Here is a 15,368-nt window from a genome sequence, read left to right on the forward strand (position 1 = left end):
GGCGGCAGTTCCCTTTTATGTCACAGTTGGGGGCGGACGTGTCGGACAACTCGCGCCCTAACGGTCATCGCGCCCGCAACGGCCTTGACGCGTATATGGAAAATCGCCAGGCTGACGCCTGGCATGCGTAATTCTGGGGCGCGTGTGACCGGGGGACGAACCAAGGCACCCGCTCCCCGTGGCCGCCGCTCCGGGCGCTGCTCCCATGACGACTGACTTACTGGGGGTACCAGGCAGATGACCAAGAAGACGCGTGTCCGCGTGGCGCGCATCGCCGCCGGCGCGGTGATCGTCGCCGGTGCGTCGCTGACGGCCGCGGGGGCCGCGCAGGCGGCGGGTGACGGCGGTACCGGAGACCCGGGCACTTCCGCGGGCTCCACGAGCGGCGGCGACACCAGCACCACCGGCGGTATCGGTGGCGTCGACGCAGGCAGTGACAACGGCGGCGCCTCCTCAGACGGCGGCAGCAGCTCCGGCGGCTCCTCGTCCGAGGGCGCGAGTGGCGAGTCGTCCTCCGGCGTGAGCGGCTCCGCCAGTGTCGGCGGCCTGCTCGGCGGCCTCATCGGCGGCGACGACGGCGGGTCCGACAACGGCGGCTCCACCAGCGACGGCGGCTCCGGTGACAACGGCGGCTCGGGCGACAACGGCGGCACCACCGACGGCGGCTCCGGTGACAACGGCGGCAGCACCACCGACGGCGGTTCGGGCGACAACGGCGGCACGTCCACCGACGGCGGCTCCGGCGACACCGGCGGGTCCTCCACGGACGGCGGCTCCGGCGACGACGGCGGCAGCACCGGCGGCGGCTCCTCGGCCACCGGCGGCTCCGGCAGCACCGGCGGCGGCTCCTCCGCGACCGGCGGCTCCGGCAGCACGGGCGGCAGCAGCACCGGCGGCGGTTCGAGCGCGACCGGCGGCTCCGCCTCCGGCGGCGGCTCGGGCGACGTCAACACCTGCACCGTCGACGTGGACAGCGTGAACTGCGCCGACAACACCGACACCGACAGTGTCGGCAACCAGCCCGTCGAGCAGAGCGCGGGGAAGTCGCAGCTCGCGGAGACCGGGTCGGGGGACACCACGTTCCTCATCCTGGGCGCCGCGACCATGATCGCCGGCGGCGTCGGCTTCCGCTTCCTGCCGCGTCTGGCGACCCGGAACACGGCCGCCTGACCCGGCGCACCCGGTCCATCCGGCCGGTACGCGGGAGGGCCCGGACGCCTCGGCGTCCGGGCCCTCTTCCGTGCGGTCTGTGCGGTCCCTGCGGTCTGTGCGGTTCCTGCACCGTGTGGCGCCGTGCCCGTCAGGCGGGCTGGTTCACCGCCACCAGGGCCACCGCCGCCATCAGCAGCACCAGCACCGTCAGGACGGCGGCCAGGCTCAGCCCGCCGAAGGGCCCGCTCTGCTGGAGGCGCTCCCTGTTGGCCCGGCACACGGGGCACCTGCCCTCGCTCACCGGCCCCGCGCAGTTGGCGCACACCAGTCTGTCGTAGGTCATGCGCTCTCCTCCTCACCGCGCGGCGGAGCCGCTCGTGGTGTTCCTCTCCGCGCAACGCCCGGGGAAACGCGACCGTTCCCCCTACCACTGTGCCAGTTCCCGGCCGCCTCGGCGCGCGCGGGCGGATTCCCGTACGCTTTCCGGCCGCGCGCCGAGTCGCGGCCGGCCGCTTCCCGCGCGACAATTCGCCCATCCCAGGACGCCGACTGCGCGGGCCCAGCCGGTTCGCGTAAGGTCACGCACACCTACTCCCGGCCGACCGTGGTGCATCGTGATCCGATTCGACAACGTCTCCAAGACCTATCCGAAACAGAGCCGTCCCGCCCTGCGCGACGTCTCCCTGGAGATCGAGAAGGGGGAGTTCGTCTTCCTGGTCGGCTCCTCCGGCTCCGGCAAGTCGACCTTCCTCCGGCTCGTCCTGCGCGAGGAGCGGGCCAGCCACGGCATGGTGCACGTCCTCGGCAAGGACCTGGCGCGCCTGTCCAACTGGAAGGTGCCGCAGATGCGCCGCCAGCTCGGCACGGTCTTCCAGGACTTCCGCCTGCTGCCCAACAAGACCGTCGCGGAGAACGTGGCGTTCGCGCAGGAGGTCATCGGGCGCTCGCGCGGCGAGACCCGCAAGTCGGTGCCGCAGGTGCTCGACCTGGTGGGCCTCGGCGGCAAGGAGGACCGCATGCCGGGCGAGTTGTCCGGTGGTGAGCAGCAGCGCGTCGCCATCGCGCGGGCGTTCGTCAACCGCCCCATGCTGCTGATCGCGGACGAGCCGACCGGCAACCTCGACCCGCAGACCTCCGTCGGCATCATGAAGCTGCTCGACCGGATCAACCGCACCGGTACGACCGTGGTGATGGCCACCCACGACCAGAACATCGTCGACCAGATGCGCAAGCGCGTCATCGAACTGGAGAAGGGCCGGCTGGTCCGCGACCAGGTCCGCGGCGTCTACGGCTACCAGCACTGACCCTCGCGCACCGATGTCGCGCGGTCCTCGCGGGCCGCGCGAACCACCCAGGCATCACAGCTGAAAGGACGCCATGCGCGCCCAGTTCGTCCTGTCGGAGATCGGCGTCGGTCTCCGCCGAAACCTCACGATGACCTTCGCGGTCGTCGTCTCCGTCGCCCTGTCGCTGGCCCTCTTCGGCGGTGCGCTGCTCATGCGCGAGCAGGTCAGCACGATGAAGGACTACTGGTACGACAAGGTCAACGTCTCCATCTTCCTCTGCAACAAGGCGGACGCGACCAGCGATCCCGCGTGCACGAAGGGCGCCGTCACCGACCAGGAGAAGGCGTCGATCAAGGCCGACCTGGACAAGATGGGCATCATCCAGCACGTCTACCACGAGACGGCCGACCAGGCGTACAAGCACTACCAGCAGCAGTACGGCGACACGGCGTTCGCGTCCTCCATCACCCCGGACCAGATGGAGGAGTCCTACCGCGTCAAGCTCAAGGACCCGCAGAAGTACAAGGTGATCGCCACCGCCTTCTCCGGCAGGGACGGCGTGCAGTCGGTGCAGGACCAGCGCTCCATCCTGGAGAACCTGTTCTCGCTGATGAACGGCATGAACATCGCCGCGCTCTGCGTGATGGCACTGATGCTGGTGATCGCCCTGATGCTGATCGTCAACACCGTGCGCGTCTCCGCGTTCAGCAGACGGCGGGAGACGGGCATCATGCGGCTCGTCGGCGCGTCCAGCTTCTACATCCAGCTGCCGTTCATCATGGAGGCCGCGTTCGCCGGGCTGATCGGCGGCGTGGTGGCGTGCGGCATGCTGATGCTCGGCCGCTACTTCCTGATCGACGGCGGCCTCGACCTTCAGCAGAAGATGCAGCTGGTGAAGTTCATCGGCTGGGACGCGGTGCTCTCCAAGCTGCCGCTGGTCCTCGCGATCGGGCTGCTGATGCCCGCCGTCGCCGCCTTCATCGCGTTGCGCAAGTACCTGAGAGTGTGACAAGCGCCCCCTGGGGTTTACGGGTCAAGGCCCGGTCGGGCGCGGGGCGTTGTCCTAGACTGATGCGCCATGCCGGGTCACGTCACGCTCCGTCTCCGGCCCCGCCGCTTCGGCCGCGGGGCCGCTCTGACGTTGGTGTTCGCGGGCGTGCTCGCCACGGCCGCCGCCACCGACTCGCTGCCGCACCAGGGCGGTTCCGCGCCGCACGACGCCCCGGCCGCCGAGGCGCGGCCCGCGCCCTCGCTCGACGCGGGCGCGGTCACCGACGCCGCGCGCCGCGCCGTCGCCCGCGGCCAGTCGGGCACCGACGCCGCCCAACAGGTCGTCAGCCGCAGCGGTGACCGCTGGAGCGCGGTCTACGACAAGAGCGAGTACGAGGAGTTCACGCAGGCCCTCGACGGCGCGTACACCGGCGTCGGGGTCGGCGCCCGCCGCACCGCCGACGGTCTCGTGCAGATCACCCGCACCGAGCGCGGCGGCCCCGCCGCGCGGGCCGGCGTCCGCCCGGGCGACGTGCTGCGTGCCGTGGACGGCAGGTCGGTCGCCGGGCTGCCCGTCACCCGGGTCATGGGGCTGCTGCGCGGCGATCCGCAGCAGGGTGCGGGGCCCGCGGCCCCGCCCGGCAGCACCGTCGTGCTCGGCCTCGACCGGGCGGGGCACCGCGTCTCCCGCACCGTGCGCAGGGCGCGGCTCGCGGTGGCCTCGGTCTCCGTGGCACCGCTGCCGGGCGGCGCGCGGCGCGTCGCCGTCGACTCGTTCACCCGGGGGACCGGCGCACAGGTGCGGCAGGCGGTGCGCGACGCACCCCCGGGCGCCGGCATCGTCCTCGACCTGCGGGGCAACGGCGGCGGCCTGGTCTCGGAGGCCGTCACGGCTGCCTCCGCGTTCCTCCACGGCGGCCTCGTCGCGACGTACGGCATGGACGGGCACCAGCACGCGTTGTACGCGAAGGGGCGCGGGGACACCGAGCGGCCCCTGGTGGTGCTCGTGGACGGCGGCACGATGAGCGCGGCCGAACTGCTCACCGGCGCCCTCCAGGACCGTGGCAGGGCCGTCGTGGTGGGGTCGCGTACCTTCGGCAAGGGGTCCATCCAGATGCCGACGACGCTGCCCGACGGCTCGGTCGCCGAGCTCACCGTGGGCCACTACAGGACCCCCGCGGGCCGGGCCGTGGACGGCCGGGGCATCACCCCCGACGTGGCGGCGGGCGGCGACGCGGAGCGCCGCGCCCTGACGGTGCTCGGCGGGCTCGGCGACGGCGCCTGAACGCGGGGGCCGCGTCCCGCGCGCGGGACGCGGGACGCGGGACGTAAAAGAGGTTGCACCGAGGTGCGAAAATAGCGGGACTATGGCTAAGGAAAAAGGGCGCAAGCTGATCGCGCAGAACAAGAAGGCGCGGCACGACTACCTGATCCTCGACACCTACGAGTCGGGACTGGTCCTGACCGGGACCGAGGTGAAGTCGCTGCGTCTCGGGCGGGCGTCGCTCGTCGACGGATTCGTGCAGATCGACGGCCACGAGGCGTGGCTGCACAACGTGCACGTGCCCGAGTACAGCCAGGGCACGTGGACGAACCACTCGGCGCGGCGCAAGCGCAAGCTGCTGATGCACCGCGCCGAGATCGACAAACTGGAGTCCAAGGCGCAGGAGACGGGCCACACGATCGTGCCGCTCGCCCTGTACTTCAAGGACGGCAGGGCCAAGGTCGAGATCGCGCTGGCGCGCGGCAAGCGGGAGTACGACAAGCGGCAGACGCTGCGGGAGAAGCAGGACCGCAGGGAGACGGAGCGCGCCATCTCGGCCGTGCGCCGCCGCCAGCGGGGCTGACCGGCAGGGCCCGGGCCCGCCCGGCCGCCCGGCGCGGGGAATGCGCTGGCACGTGCGGGCGTTGATCCCGTACGATGGGCATCGCGCCTCACAGCGGGTGCACGTCTTGAAAAATCAACATGGGGATGATCGGTTTCGACAGCGGCTGTCGAAGCAGGGGAAGCGAGCCGAGGAAGCGGCAATGATCTCGTAAACCATATGTCGCAAAAAATAATCGCCAATTCCAAGCGCGATTCCTCCGCCTTCGCCCTCGCTGCCTGATAAGCAGCTAGGCGAAGACTCCGCGGAGTGTCAGCCCGGGGCTGTTCCCGACCCGGATCCTGGCATCAGCTAGGGAACTAAACCTGTAGACCCGGTCACGGGGTGTACAGGGAAATCACACAGTGACTGAGCCCGTCGGAGACTTGTCCACGTGATCTCCGGGGCCGAGAAAATCGTAGTGGACTGTGCTCGGAGAAGCCCTGATTCCGCACCGTTGGACGCGGGTTCGATTCCCGCCATCTCCACCATTTCGGACATTCTCGAACCCCATCCGTGAGGGCCACAACGAGAAGGTCTGCACTGGTCAACCCCAGTGAAACGGCATCCTCCCTCGAGAGGGTGCCGTTTCGTCGTTCTAGGACCTTGTCAGCCTGCTCCGCCAGACTGACCCCTCCTTCTGCCTCGATGAGGGCTGCGAAGGGTTCGGTCATGTTGTGCCGGACGACGGTCGGCGCATCGTCCACAGCATCGAGGTAGAGGCGCGTGAACATAGCTCGATCGAGCACCTTGCGCCCGTTGGGACTGGACTCGCGATAGAACCTGGCCGGGTTGCTGAGGAGCCGCAGAATGGTCTCTAGATCGTGTCCGCAATGTCAGGGGAGCCAGAGGCGTAGGCAGGCGAGGGTGACCGTGGCCTGGTAGTGGCGGGCGCGTTTGTCGTAGCGGGTGGCCGGGGCCTTGTTGTGTTTGAGTTTGTTGAAGCAGCGCTCGACGACGTTGCGCCGCCGGTAGGCGGACCGGTTGAGCCGGCACAGGCTCTCGCGCCGGTGGATACGGCCGGTGATCTGGTCGATCCGCTCCGGGATCGCCGCCTTGATGCCCCGCCGAGGCAGGTAGGTATGGATCTTGGTGGACGAATAGCCCTTGTCCGCGACGACCTGCTCGGGCCGGGTCCGGGAACGGCCGGGCCCGCACCGCTCGACGCGGATGAGGGCCATGACCTGCTTGAACTGGGTGCAGTCGTTGACGTTGCCCGCAGTGATGGTGAAGGCGAGCGGCTGGCCCCGTGCGTCGCAGGCCAGGTGGATCTTCGTGGTGAGCCCGCCGCGGGACCGGCCGATCGCCTCACCTGGCCAGGGCTGCCTTTTTTCGGGCTCCGGCCGCGTGCTGGTGGGCCCGCACGGTCGTGGAATCGACATACACGACGGTCCAGTCGACGGCGCCAACCGCGTCCGAGTGCTGCTGGACGTGGGCCAGCAGCCGGTCCCAGGTACCGTTGGCCGACCAGCGGCGGAAGCGTTCGTACACCGTCTTCCACGGCCCGTACCGTTCCGGCAGGTCCCGCACCGGACGCCCCATCCGCGGCGGAGCCAGCAACGGCTCGATCACCGCCCACGACTCATCAGTCAGCTCATGACGACGCACCACGAACAGACCAATGACCCAACCACTTTGCGGCACGACCTAGCACCTTGGCCTGGGGTGCCACCCCTGCTTCCGCTCCAAGAACACCACAGGGCAGTTCAGTACGTCGGCGATCTTCATGAGGTTGGCCGGCGTCGCGCTTCGCCACCCCGATTCGATCTCGTTCAGCAACTGCTCGGAGATTCCTACCGCCTGCGCGAGCGCCCGCTTGGTAAGTCCTGACTTGGTCCGTGCCCAGGTAACGGTGCGAGGTTCATGGTGGAGGGTGCGCGGACGCTTCCGCTTCGAGATCGTCACGGTCATCACGCCAACCCGATGATGCACCAGACGACTTTGCCGCCGGTCGGTAGGAGGTAGTAGCCCCACTCCTTGGAAATCTCACTAACGATGAACAGACCCCTTCCGCCCTCCGCGTCGCCGGACATGGCAGGGTTGGCAACCGGCGGGCGGTTGCTCGGGTCGGCTACTTCCGCGATGAGCTGCGAATCGTCGTGGCGAAGCGTCAGCGTGACGTGCGCGTGAGGCGTCTCGGGCGCGACATGCTGCACGGCGTTGGATACCAGCTCGCAGACGGCCAGCTCGGTCGTGTCGATTTTCTCGTCGGCCACCTGCCAGGCACGCAGTACGTCACGTACGTGCCGCCTTGCCCACGGGGTCGCCTCGGCCTTGGCGTCGAGTTCAAGGGTGCTGATGTAGCGCTCAACGGTCATGGCCGTCTGCCTCAATGGCCGGTGCCGTCTGGTTCGTCGTGGTGGTCTCAGTGACGAGCCACACCGTGCCCTGGATCTTCTCCGCCAGTTCCTCGCGCATGTAGGCCGCCACGGTGGCGTCGTGGTGGAAGTGGTCGGCACTCAGCACCAGGACGTTGGAGACAGCCTCGGAACGGCAGCTCGTGATCAGCTCCATCCAGGTGTCCAGCCGCTCATTCGGACGCTCTTCGTAGTGGATGCCGGCCAAGCTGAGGCCCTGGCGGATAGAGAAGGCCGTCAAGGCGGTGACCGCTTCCCGCACGGCTGTGTCGTCCATGCTGGGGAGACGGCGGAGGTAGGCGAACGCGCTCGTGAGACCGCCTTGGGTATGCGGTTGCACTGCGGCTGTGGTCATGCTGTCGCTCCTGCACCTGGGAGAAAGGGCTGTATGAAGCGTGGACAGCAGGATGAGCCGGGCGTCATGGTGGCGCAGCATGCGAAGGTATGCGTCAGCTGCATAGACAGCCGGACACTGCCCGCCTACGGTCCGTAGGCTTGGCTTACAGCACGGGTGCGTCAGGGCCTTGGGGTACGAGATGGCACAGCAACAGGTTCGGTTCTGCTCTTGCGGCACACGACTGGCCCGCGACAACCGCGGCACGCTATGCGCCGCCTGCCTCCGTCGGCAGCAGATCACGGCCATCACGCGACCGCCTGACGTGCCCGCGACGTTCTGGCAGGACGTGCAACTCCGTGAGGCGCTGGCCTCGTGGCACATGGGCCGCGTCTTCTACGCCTACCGCGTCCACCCCTGGCACACCCGGGTCGTATCGCAGGAAACGCTCGCCGGGTGGTTGGGGCTTACTCAGGCACAGCTCAGCCGGATCGAGAGCGCCAGCAGTGCACCGCAGGATCTCGGCAAGCTTATGAGCTGGGCGCATAGCCTGGCTGTACCGGCAGACCTACTGTGGTTCAAGTTGCCAGGCGACAAGCCGGCGGGGATGGCTGTCACCAGTAATACGAAGCCGGTACCGGAAGAGGTACCCGAATCCCGAGGCAGCACGCTGCTGCCCGTCGCGGTAGACGGTCACTCGGTGCTCGTGCCCGTGGATGCTCAAGCGCTGGCCGCCAGTGGGCTTGGCCGCTTGCTTGATCTGTCGGCGGTGACTGCCGGCAAGACAAGCGACACCGCGCACACCACGGAGCCTGAAGCCATGAGCCCACTCAATCGCCGGTCACTGCTGAAAGGTGGCGTTGCCGCCGCAGCGCTATCGGGCCTCGGCCTGGATGAACTTCAGCACGTTGCCGCCGCTTTCGAAGATGCGCACCGCTACCTTGACGCGCCCGTAGTGGACTACTTCCGCAGCCAGCTCGACACCGCCAAGCAGGATGACGGCGCACGCGGGCCACGGAAGACCCTCCCTGTCGTGCTCGGCCTGCTTGGAGCGATCGACCAGCACGCCCGTGACGTGAAACCAAGCGTGCGACGAGAGCTGCTGTCAGTCGGGGCAGATGGCGCGGAGTTCGCTGGTTGGCTGTACCGCGACCTGCACCAACCGAGCACCGCGACGTTTTGGTATGACCGCGCGATGGAGTGGGCGCAGGAAGCGGATGACCCTGCTCTGCAAGGCTACGTGCTGCTCAAGAAGTCGCAGATGGCGTACGACGACCGCGACGCCATCCGAGTACTGACCCTTGCTCAAGCAGCCGGTCACGGCCGCTGGCGGTTGCCGCTTCGCGTACAGGCCGAAGTGACCCAACAGGAAGCGCTTGGTGCGGCGATGGTCGGTGATCCGCTCACGGCCGTCCAGGACAAGCTCGGGGTTGCTCAAGACTTGCTCGTGCGTGCAGGTGACGACAGCCAGCAAGGTTTGGGCGAGTACTTCACCGAGCACACGCTTCTACTACGCAACGCCGTCAGCCTCACCGAGGCCGGCAAGCCCGGAATGGCTGTCGAGCTGTTCGACGAGTCGATGCGAGCTGGAACGCTGTCTGTCCGAGATGGCGGCTTCTTCAACGCTCGGCGTGCGGCTGCTCTGGCGCTCAGCGGTGAGCCTGACGAAGCGGCGCGAGTGGGCGCCGCTTCCGCCAAGGTCGCTCGTGCCATGAAGTCCGAACGTACGGTGCGCGTGCTTGGCGAGACGTTGCAAACCCTCGCCCGCTGGGACAGCCGGCCAGCGGTACGCGAGTTCCGCGAGGTACTGCGGGCCGCCTAGGTTGTCAGCCACTCCGCCACCGTGCGGATGACGAACGCCTGGTACTCCTGGCTCTTGGGGTCGAGGTACTGCGGGTCATCATGGACGGCGAAGCCATGCTGCGAACCGTTCACGGGCACGAGTTGTACGGGGGCGTTGAAGCGTTGTACGGCGCTCTGCGACGACTCGAACGGCACGAGCGTGTCAGCGGTGCCGTGCACGATGAGAGTTGGTGCCTGGACGAGGCTGAGCGCTTCTTGCGTCGGGAACCAGAACGCTTCGTTGAGCATGGCGCGCCCATGTACAAGAGTCGGCGTGAACTGGATGAAACCGCGTTCGGCGAGCCCGTGGGCCGCTTCCTCGGTGATGGAGTCGTTGACCCAGTACGGCCGTGAGTCGATGGTGCGCCACTTGTAGTCGAGCTGCGGATTGAACAGCAGCAGGTGCGAGACCTCGTGCGGTCGGTGTGCGGCGTAGTAGGCGGCAACGCCACCAGTGAAGCTCGTACCGTTCAAGGTGATCTGCTCGGCGCCGGTTGCCTCGCGCGTGTAGGCCAGCGCTGCCTGGATGTCATTGAGGATGGTGGCGAGCGTCAGTTCTTCTTGCCGGCCCTCGCTCTCACCGTGGCCGCGCAGATCGAATCGGAGCGACGCCACGCCGGCCGCCGCCAGGCCGTCAGCAAGGCGACCGAAGAAGCCACCCTCCTCCCGCGTGACGCCTCCGCCGTGCACGAGCACCGCGGCTCGGGCCGTTGTCTCCGAGGGCGTTACGAGCGTGGCCGCCAGGTGCAGGCCGTCGAGCGTACGAACCGTCACGGTGTCAGAAGGCATGTCCGCAAGCGTAGAGGGATTGCCAGATGACCCAACAGACCGCCCATTGTTGGACACCGTGATGGGAAAACAGAAAGCGCCCGTGCTCTTCTACGAGTCAGGGCGCCTTCTGCCATGCTTCTCTATACGTTGTTCTTGGCCGTTTGCTCAGCTTCAGCCACATCCAGACCACTATGCATCGTCAGTATCAGCGCTACGCCCGTTAGTGCCTTACTCATGTAATTGCCTCTTTTCTTTGCCTTGCGGTGCGTTCCCTTCCTGCGTCGTAGAGGTAGCCGTGGCTCCTCGTTGGCGTTCTTGTTTCCTTCCTGCTTCTCGTGGCGGAGACGTACAATGTTGTCAGTCAGGGAGGCCGCTTCCAATGCCGCTATGGTAACTGATTGGACGATGCCTGGAATCGAACCAGGGGATGTGGATACCGCTGAGCAAACGGATGCTTCCAGCTTAGCAGGTTTATGGTCAGTTCGCATCTACCCTCGGAGGCGCCGTAAGCGCCCGTCCGCGCCCGCCAGGTTCGCGCTCATAGCACCCTCCGAAATTCACTTGCCCGCCTCGCGCGGCGCTGCTAGAAAAGGATTCTAGTGTGTGAGCTTTGTGCGACACGGGAGGCCAATGTGCCCAATGGGATCGACGCTGAGATCGACAGGGCGAACAGCCTGACGCGAGCGATGCTTGTTTCCTATGGGGCATGGGGAGCCAAGATCGCCGTGGGGGAGGTCCAGTTCGGCGCATACGACGAGATGCTGGACTTCGTCAACATGCGCATGGAGACGGTGGATAGCTGTCTCCTGCTCATCGAGAATCAGAAGGTCGCAGATTCCTTGGGGCTCGGGCGCTCACTGCTTGAGTACTACCTGCTCTTCATGCTGATGTGCCGCGGTAGGAAGCTATTCACACTCCGCGACATGACGAAGCTAACGGAGGCCGAGTTCAAGGTCTTCTTGCGGGAAGAGCGGGAGAAGTGCGCGACGCTCCGTGCGGCCGGCGAGACTGCTGTTATCGACGTTAAGAAGGCGCCGCGGATCGCTCGGCACCTGGCGTATGTGACCGAAGGATACAAGAGCGAAGACGATCCCGACTTCATCATCCCGGCTCACTATTTTCATTTTCAGCAGTTTCATCCTGAGACCATGCGGCTCAAGGATGAGGACTACTTCCAGTACTACGAGCCGGAGCCGGAACTTATTAAGGCACTCAAGGGGCGCCGCGCCGAGAGTGCGCTGAGCTACAAGTTCTATCTTTCATATGATGCGCTGCTGGAGTTCTTGGAGCTCAACGAACTCATTGATGCTCCCGTGGCCGCACGGATCGAAGCCCACTACACGTTCCTCGGGAAATTTCTGCATCCCACGCACGACGCCGCTCGTGATCTGCACGACAACAGCAACGTGCACTATGGGGGCGCGCGCATCGGCATGCGACAAAACTACTCCAAGGTCGCCGTCCTGCTGGCCTCGCTCTACCTGTGCTACCTGACGGCCGGCCTGATTGACGAGGCGGCCGGTCTGATCGAAGGTGCACCCGAGAAGTACATCAGTCGGGCTGGCACCGACGAACTACGCGATCTCTCGCAGCGCGTGCCAGTCACGTTCCCCTACTTCTGGTTCTTGTTCAACGAACCGCCGCTCTACGATCGGTTTAACTACTGCGTTCATCATGCGACCGACGATGAACTACAGGAGTGGGGTGGCTATCCGGGAGTTCCAAAGGATCGAGTCACCTTCGACCAGCACATCTACTCACACCTCCAACACGTGCTCGGAGGTCGGTCGAACGTGCGCTGCGGAGAATATCGGTCCCCAGTTATGTAGGCCCTCCTCTCGCACCAGAAAGCAAGGCCCAAACCAGCAGTGCTCTACAGTGTCCTGTTACCGCCAGGCTTGTAGGAGACCCCCGACCATAATGAGCGCTGCGGCGGCGTCCGGCTTGTGAGTATCGACAACTTCCGGGTGCGCTCCGAGGTCGCACATGAACTTGAGGGCTCGGCGCACTTGCTCGGCGCGTTGGCGGTAGCCGACCGCTGCGATTTTCGTTGCCTTCCGCAAGTCGCTTGCGGCGGCTTTGGCATCGGCTTCGGTGTCTTCTTCGTCGGCTGGCCTACCAACGAGAGCGTTACAGCACTGACGAAGACTCTCTGTCGTGTTTCGCCACTCACGTTGCAGGTAATGCTTCTCAGCCGCACGGTAGAAGGTCAACGCCTGTGCTAGCTCCGGTGTACGCGCGATGTCAGGCGTCTCCAACTCCAAGAGAAGTGTGCGACGGTACTGCATCTGTTCGAGCACCTTGATCCAGTCGCTCTGGCTGACCTCATGTTCAAAGCTACCTACGCCGATACGCTCTAGCTCGCCTTCCAGCATGGTGGTGCCGTCCATGTAAAAGCGGAAGTGCAGGCCGGCCGTGCGATGCTCCTCGATGACTTCAAGCTGCTGCTGATTGAGGTCAACCACCAGCGTGAACGTCTGCGTGGACCCGACGCTGAACAACGAGATCGGCGACTGCTCAACGAACAAGCGGCCGATGTAGCCGCTTGAGGTTCCAAGACTGTCTGCACTAAGGGTGCCACCGAACCAAAGAGCGCGACGAGCCGCCTCCTCGTCGCAACAGATGGCCTCGATGTGGAAGCGGAGCTGCCTCACGCCAACACCGCTCGCTCCGTCCACCCGCGTCACGCTGAGCCGCGCCGCGTTGTTGACAGACCCGATACTGACCCACGCTTCACCCATGACCGGTCCTCGTGCTCGGTAGTAGAACATGCCAGAATCGGGCACAGGTGACAGGTCGTCAACTGTGTTTGAGCCGACTACTGTAGGGCATGCCCAAGGTCTCAAGACCGTTCACGGTGTCGCTTGATGATCCGCTCTACGGTGGCCAGCGCGATGTCAAAGCGCTTGGCTAGCTCTTTCTGCTTGATGCCACGTCCGCCGTCCCACTCAGCGACGAGCTTGCGCGCTTCCACGGCCGTGAGCTGCTTCCGCTTCTTCTTGGGCTTGGGCTGTGCCGGGCGAGCGGGAGTCTGCCTGTTGAGCTTGCTGGCGTCGGTGCCGTCGTGACGACCGCGAGGCCATGATGACCTCCTCCGTACGGCGGAGATCGTTGACAAGCTCGGAGTTTGAGTATCTGGTGAGCACGTCCACAGAAGTACCGGCAGGACACAGAGGCGCCACGGCCCGCAGCAGCGGACCGTGGCGCCTCTGTCGTGTTGCCGCGTGCCGGGCCGCCGGCGGGGCCCGGGTAAGGGACGGTGCGGGGCGGCAGGGCGTACGCGGAGCCCGACTGTCCGCGATACGGGACGGTACGGAGGCCCGATCGGTGCCACCGAGCCATGAATTTTCGCTCGATGTCGGACACCGGGCGGACGCCCGGCGTTCAACCCCAGTGGCTCTCTGTGACCGTCCGGGGTCGGCCCTGATCGTCAAAGCGCCAGGCCAGTGCGGTAGTTGGAGGAAATCAAGGAAGCGAGAAAAGGTCTGAACCAATTCTCGCGCGCATGATGATCAATGGAGCGCCTCTACACGGCCGCCCGTGCATTCCGCAAGCGGAAGTACGACTGCCGGAATCGTGCGCTACATTCATGGCCCGGGTGCAGAGGTGAGGGGGCGCTCGGCCGGGTGGGGGCCTGGCCGACGGCATTCCGGAGGTCCGTTCGCGCGCCCTGAAACATTTATGTGGGGGGTTGTGCGCAGCAGTGGATAACTGTCGAGAAGACGTCCTTCAGGGGCGCGCTCACGAGCCGAAGAGAACCGTCACAGGACCCGCGACATTCGCATCCGCGGAACCCGCGAGACGCGTATCCGCGCGACCCGGGAATCCCGCGGAACCGCCGGAAGAAACCCTGGAAACCTGGGAAACCCTGGAAACCGCAGAACTCGACGGACTCGGCGGCCGGGCCCTGCGAGGCAGCGGCGGCGGGGGCCGCGGGGAGGACGGCAAGGACCCGGGCGGCGCGCCCGTCTTCGTGGATGCGAGCGGCCGCAGGAGCCGGAAGATCCGCAGGATCGGCTGGGGCGTCGCCGTGCTCTGCGCGGCCTACGCGGTCACGCTGATCGCCGCGCTCGTCGGCGGCGGCTCCACAGCGCCTCTGCTGAACATACCCGGGGTGCCGGAGCTCGCCGACAAGGGCAAGCCCGCCCGCACCGTGCGCCCCGGCCCCGCGCCGAGCGCCTCGGCCTCCGCCACCCTGGCCGGGCCCGGGGCCGCCCCGACCGCGGCGGACACCGACGGGGACGGCGTACCCGGCGCGGCCCTGCCCGCCGCGGCGGGCGGAGCGCGCGGCCCGTCGGCCCCGGCCTCCGCCGCCGCGCACGGCCCTGCGACCCGGGGCGGCCGGGCCGCGGCGGGGACCGCGGGCACCACCGCAGGCACCACAGGCACCGGCGCCACCACGGCACCGCGCTCCGGCGGCTCGGCGGGCGGCGGGACCGGCGCCACCACATCGGGTGCCTCGGGCGGCGCCTCCGGAGCCACCGGCACCTCGGGAAGCTCGGGGACCGCCGGGTCCGGCGGGTCCACCGGCGCCGCGGACGGCGCGTCCGGCACCACGACCGGCTCCACCGGCGCCACGGCGGGCAGCGGCGGCGACACCGCGGGCACCTCGGGCGACCCGGCGGGCGGCGCCACCACCGGCACCTCGGGCACCACCGGCACTCCGGGCACCACCGGCACCACGGGAGACCAGGGCGCACCGGATTCCGGCACCCGGGCCGCCGACCTGCCAGGCGCCGTGGACACCGCGCCCCCGGAAGGCACGGCCTGA

Annotated in this window: 16 protein-coding genes and 1 other RNA gene; 9 read left to right on the plus strand and 8 right to left on the minus strand. The window is 67.2% G+C overall.

Annotation, left to right across the window (positions count from 1 at the left end):
• Positions 1–237 precede the first annotated feature (237 nt).
• Complete coding sequence (locus tag AB0910_RS21655) at positions 238–1,170, plus strand: hypothetical protein (protein ID WP_366746244.1); 933 nt, start codon at positions 238–240, stop codon at positions 1,168–1,170.
• Positions 1,171–1,300: 130 nt separating this feature from the next.
• Here the strand turns inward: AB0910_RS21655 and AB0910_RS21660 are convergent, their stop codons facing one another.
• A complete protein-coding gene (locus AB0910_RS21660) occupies positions 1,301–1,495 on the minus strand; it encodes a hypothetical protein (protein WP_345654688.1) in 195 nt (64 codons plus the stop codon).
• A 271-nt stretch (positions 1,496–1,766) separates the two neighbouring features.
• Between AB0910_RS21660 and ftsE the strand changes: the two genes are divergently transcribed.
• The 5 genes from ftsE (at position 1,767) to ssrA (ending at position 5,784) form a co-directional block, all read left to right on the plus strand.
• A complete protein-coding gene (ftsE, locus tag AB0910_RS21665) occupies positions 1,767–2,456 on the plus strand; it encodes a cell division ATP-binding protein FtsE (protein WP_345654685.1) in 690 nt (229 codons plus the stop codon).
• Positions 2,457–2,529: 73 nt separating this feature from the next.
• Positions 2,530–3,447 (plus strand): permease-like cell division protein FtsX, encoded by a 918-nt coding sequence (gene ftsX, locus AB0910_RS21670; protein ID WP_366746245.1) that lies wholly within the window; start codon positions 2,530–2,532, stop codon positions 3,445–3,447.
• Between the two features lie 69 nt (positions 3,448–3,516).
• Positions 3,517–4,713, plus strand: coding sequence for a S41 family peptidase (locus tag AB0910_RS21675; RefSeq protein WP_366746246.1), 1,197 nt, complete (start codon positions 3,517–3,519; stop codon positions 4,711–4,713).
• A gap of 82 nt (positions 4,714–4,795) precedes the next feature.
• Entirely contained in the window at positions 4,796–5,275 is a 480-nt protein-coding gene (gene smpB, locus AB0910_RS21680) for an SsrA-binding protein SmpB (RefSeq protein WP_366746247.1), read from the plus strand.
• Positions 5,276–5,396: 121 nt separating this feature from the next.
• Positions 5,397–5,784: a transfer-messenger RNA gene (ssrA, locus tag AB0910_RS21685) on the plus strand.
• Positions 5,785–6,129: 345 nt separating this feature from the next.
• Here the strand turns inward: ssrA and AB0910_RS21690 are convergent.
• The 4 genes from AB0910_RS21690 to AB0910_RS21705 all read right to left on the minus strand — a co-directional run bounded on the left by AB0910_RS21690 (position 6,130) and on the right by AB0910_RS21705 (position 8,005).
• Positions 6,130–6,901 (minus strand): IS5 family transposase gene (locus tag AB0910_RS21690; protein WP_366746301.1). Its coding sequence is split into 2 segments (ribosomal slippage): positions 6,130–6,619 and positions 6,618–6,901, totalling 774 coding nucleotides; the frame shifts between segments, so codons are not numbered across the junction.
• Positions 6,902–6,940: 39 nt separating this feature from the next.
• Positions 6,941–7,204, minus strand: a complete 264-nt coding sequence (locus AB0910_RS21695; protein ID WP_366746248.1) for a helix-turn-helix transcriptional regulator — start codon at positions 7,202–7,204, stop codon at positions 6,941–6,943.
• Positions 7,204–7,611 (minus strand): ATP-binding protein, encoded by a 408-nt coding sequence (locus tag AB0910_RS21700; RefSeq protein ID WP_366746249.1) that lies wholly within the window; start codon positions 7,609–7,611, stop codon positions 7,204–7,206. Before AB0910_RS21700 ends, AB0910_RS21695 begins: the two co-directional genes overlap by 1 nt.
• Complete coding sequence (locus AB0910_RS21705) at positions 7,601–8,005, minus strand: hypothetical protein (protein ID WP_366746250.1); 405 nt, start codon at positions 8,003–8,005, stop codon at positions 7,601–7,603. The genes AB0910_RS21700 and AB0910_RS21705 overlap by 11 nt, the downstream gene beginning before the upstream one ends.
• A 181-nt stretch (positions 8,006–8,186) precedes the next feature.
• Between AB0910_RS21705 and AB0910_RS21710 the strand changes: the two genes are divergently transcribed.
• Positions 8,187–9,806 carry a helix-turn-helix domain-containing protein gene (locus AB0910_RS21710; protein WP_366746251.1) on the plus strand — a complete coding sequence of 540 codons (1,620 nt, stop codon included), beginning with the start codon at positions 8,187–8,189 and terminating at the stop codon, positions 9,804–9,806.
• Here AB0910_RS21710 and AB0910_RS21715 read toward each other — a convergent pair.
• The gene (locus AB0910_RS21715) at positions 9,803–10,615 is read right to left on the minus strand and encodes an alpha/beta fold hydrolase (protein WP_366746252.1); all 813 of its coding nucleotides are present in this window, start codon (positions 10,613–10,615) and stop codon (positions 9,803–9,805) included. The two genes, AB0910_RS21710 and AB0910_RS21715, sit on opposite strands and share 4 nt — an antisense overlap.
• Positions 10,616–11,229: 614 nt before the next feature.
• Here AB0910_RS21715 and AB0910_RS21720 point away from each other — a divergent pair.
• Positions 11,230–12,426, plus strand: a complete 1,197-nt coding sequence (locus AB0910_RS21720; protein ID WP_366746253.1) for a hypothetical protein — start codon at positions 11,230–11,232, stop codon at positions 12,424–12,426.
• A gap of 57 nt (positions 12,427–12,483) precedes the next feature.
• On the opposite strand, the gene AB0910_RS21725 is transcribed toward AB0910_RS21720, so the two are convergent.
• Both AB0910_RS21725 and AB0910_RS21730 read right to left on the minus strand, forming a co-directional pair.
• Positions 12,484–13,368, minus strand: coding sequence for a hypothetical protein (locus tag AB0910_RS21725; RefSeq protein WP_366746254.1), 885 nt, complete (start codon positions 13,366–13,368; stop codon positions 12,484–12,486).
• A gap of 71 nt (positions 13,369–13,439) precedes the next feature.
• On the minus strand, positions 13,440–13,715 hold the full coding sequence (locus AB0910_RS21730) for a hypothetical protein (protein WP_366746255.1): 276 nt from the start codon (positions 13,713–13,715) through the stop codon (positions 13,440–13,442).
• A gap of 855 nt (positions 13,716–14,570) precedes the next feature.
• Between AB0910_RS21730 and AB0910_RS21735 the strand changes: the two genes are divergently transcribed.
• Positions 14,571–15,368, plus strand: coding sequence for a hypothetical protein (locus tag AB0910_RS21735; RefSeq protein ID WP_366746256.1), 798 nt, complete (start codon positions 14,571–14,573; stop codon positions 15,366–15,368).

It is taken from the genome of Streptomyces sp. NPDC047002 (assembly GCF_040704505.1).
Classification (GTDB): Bacteria; Actinomycetota; Actinomycetes; order Streptomycetales; family Streptomycetaceae; genus Streptomyces.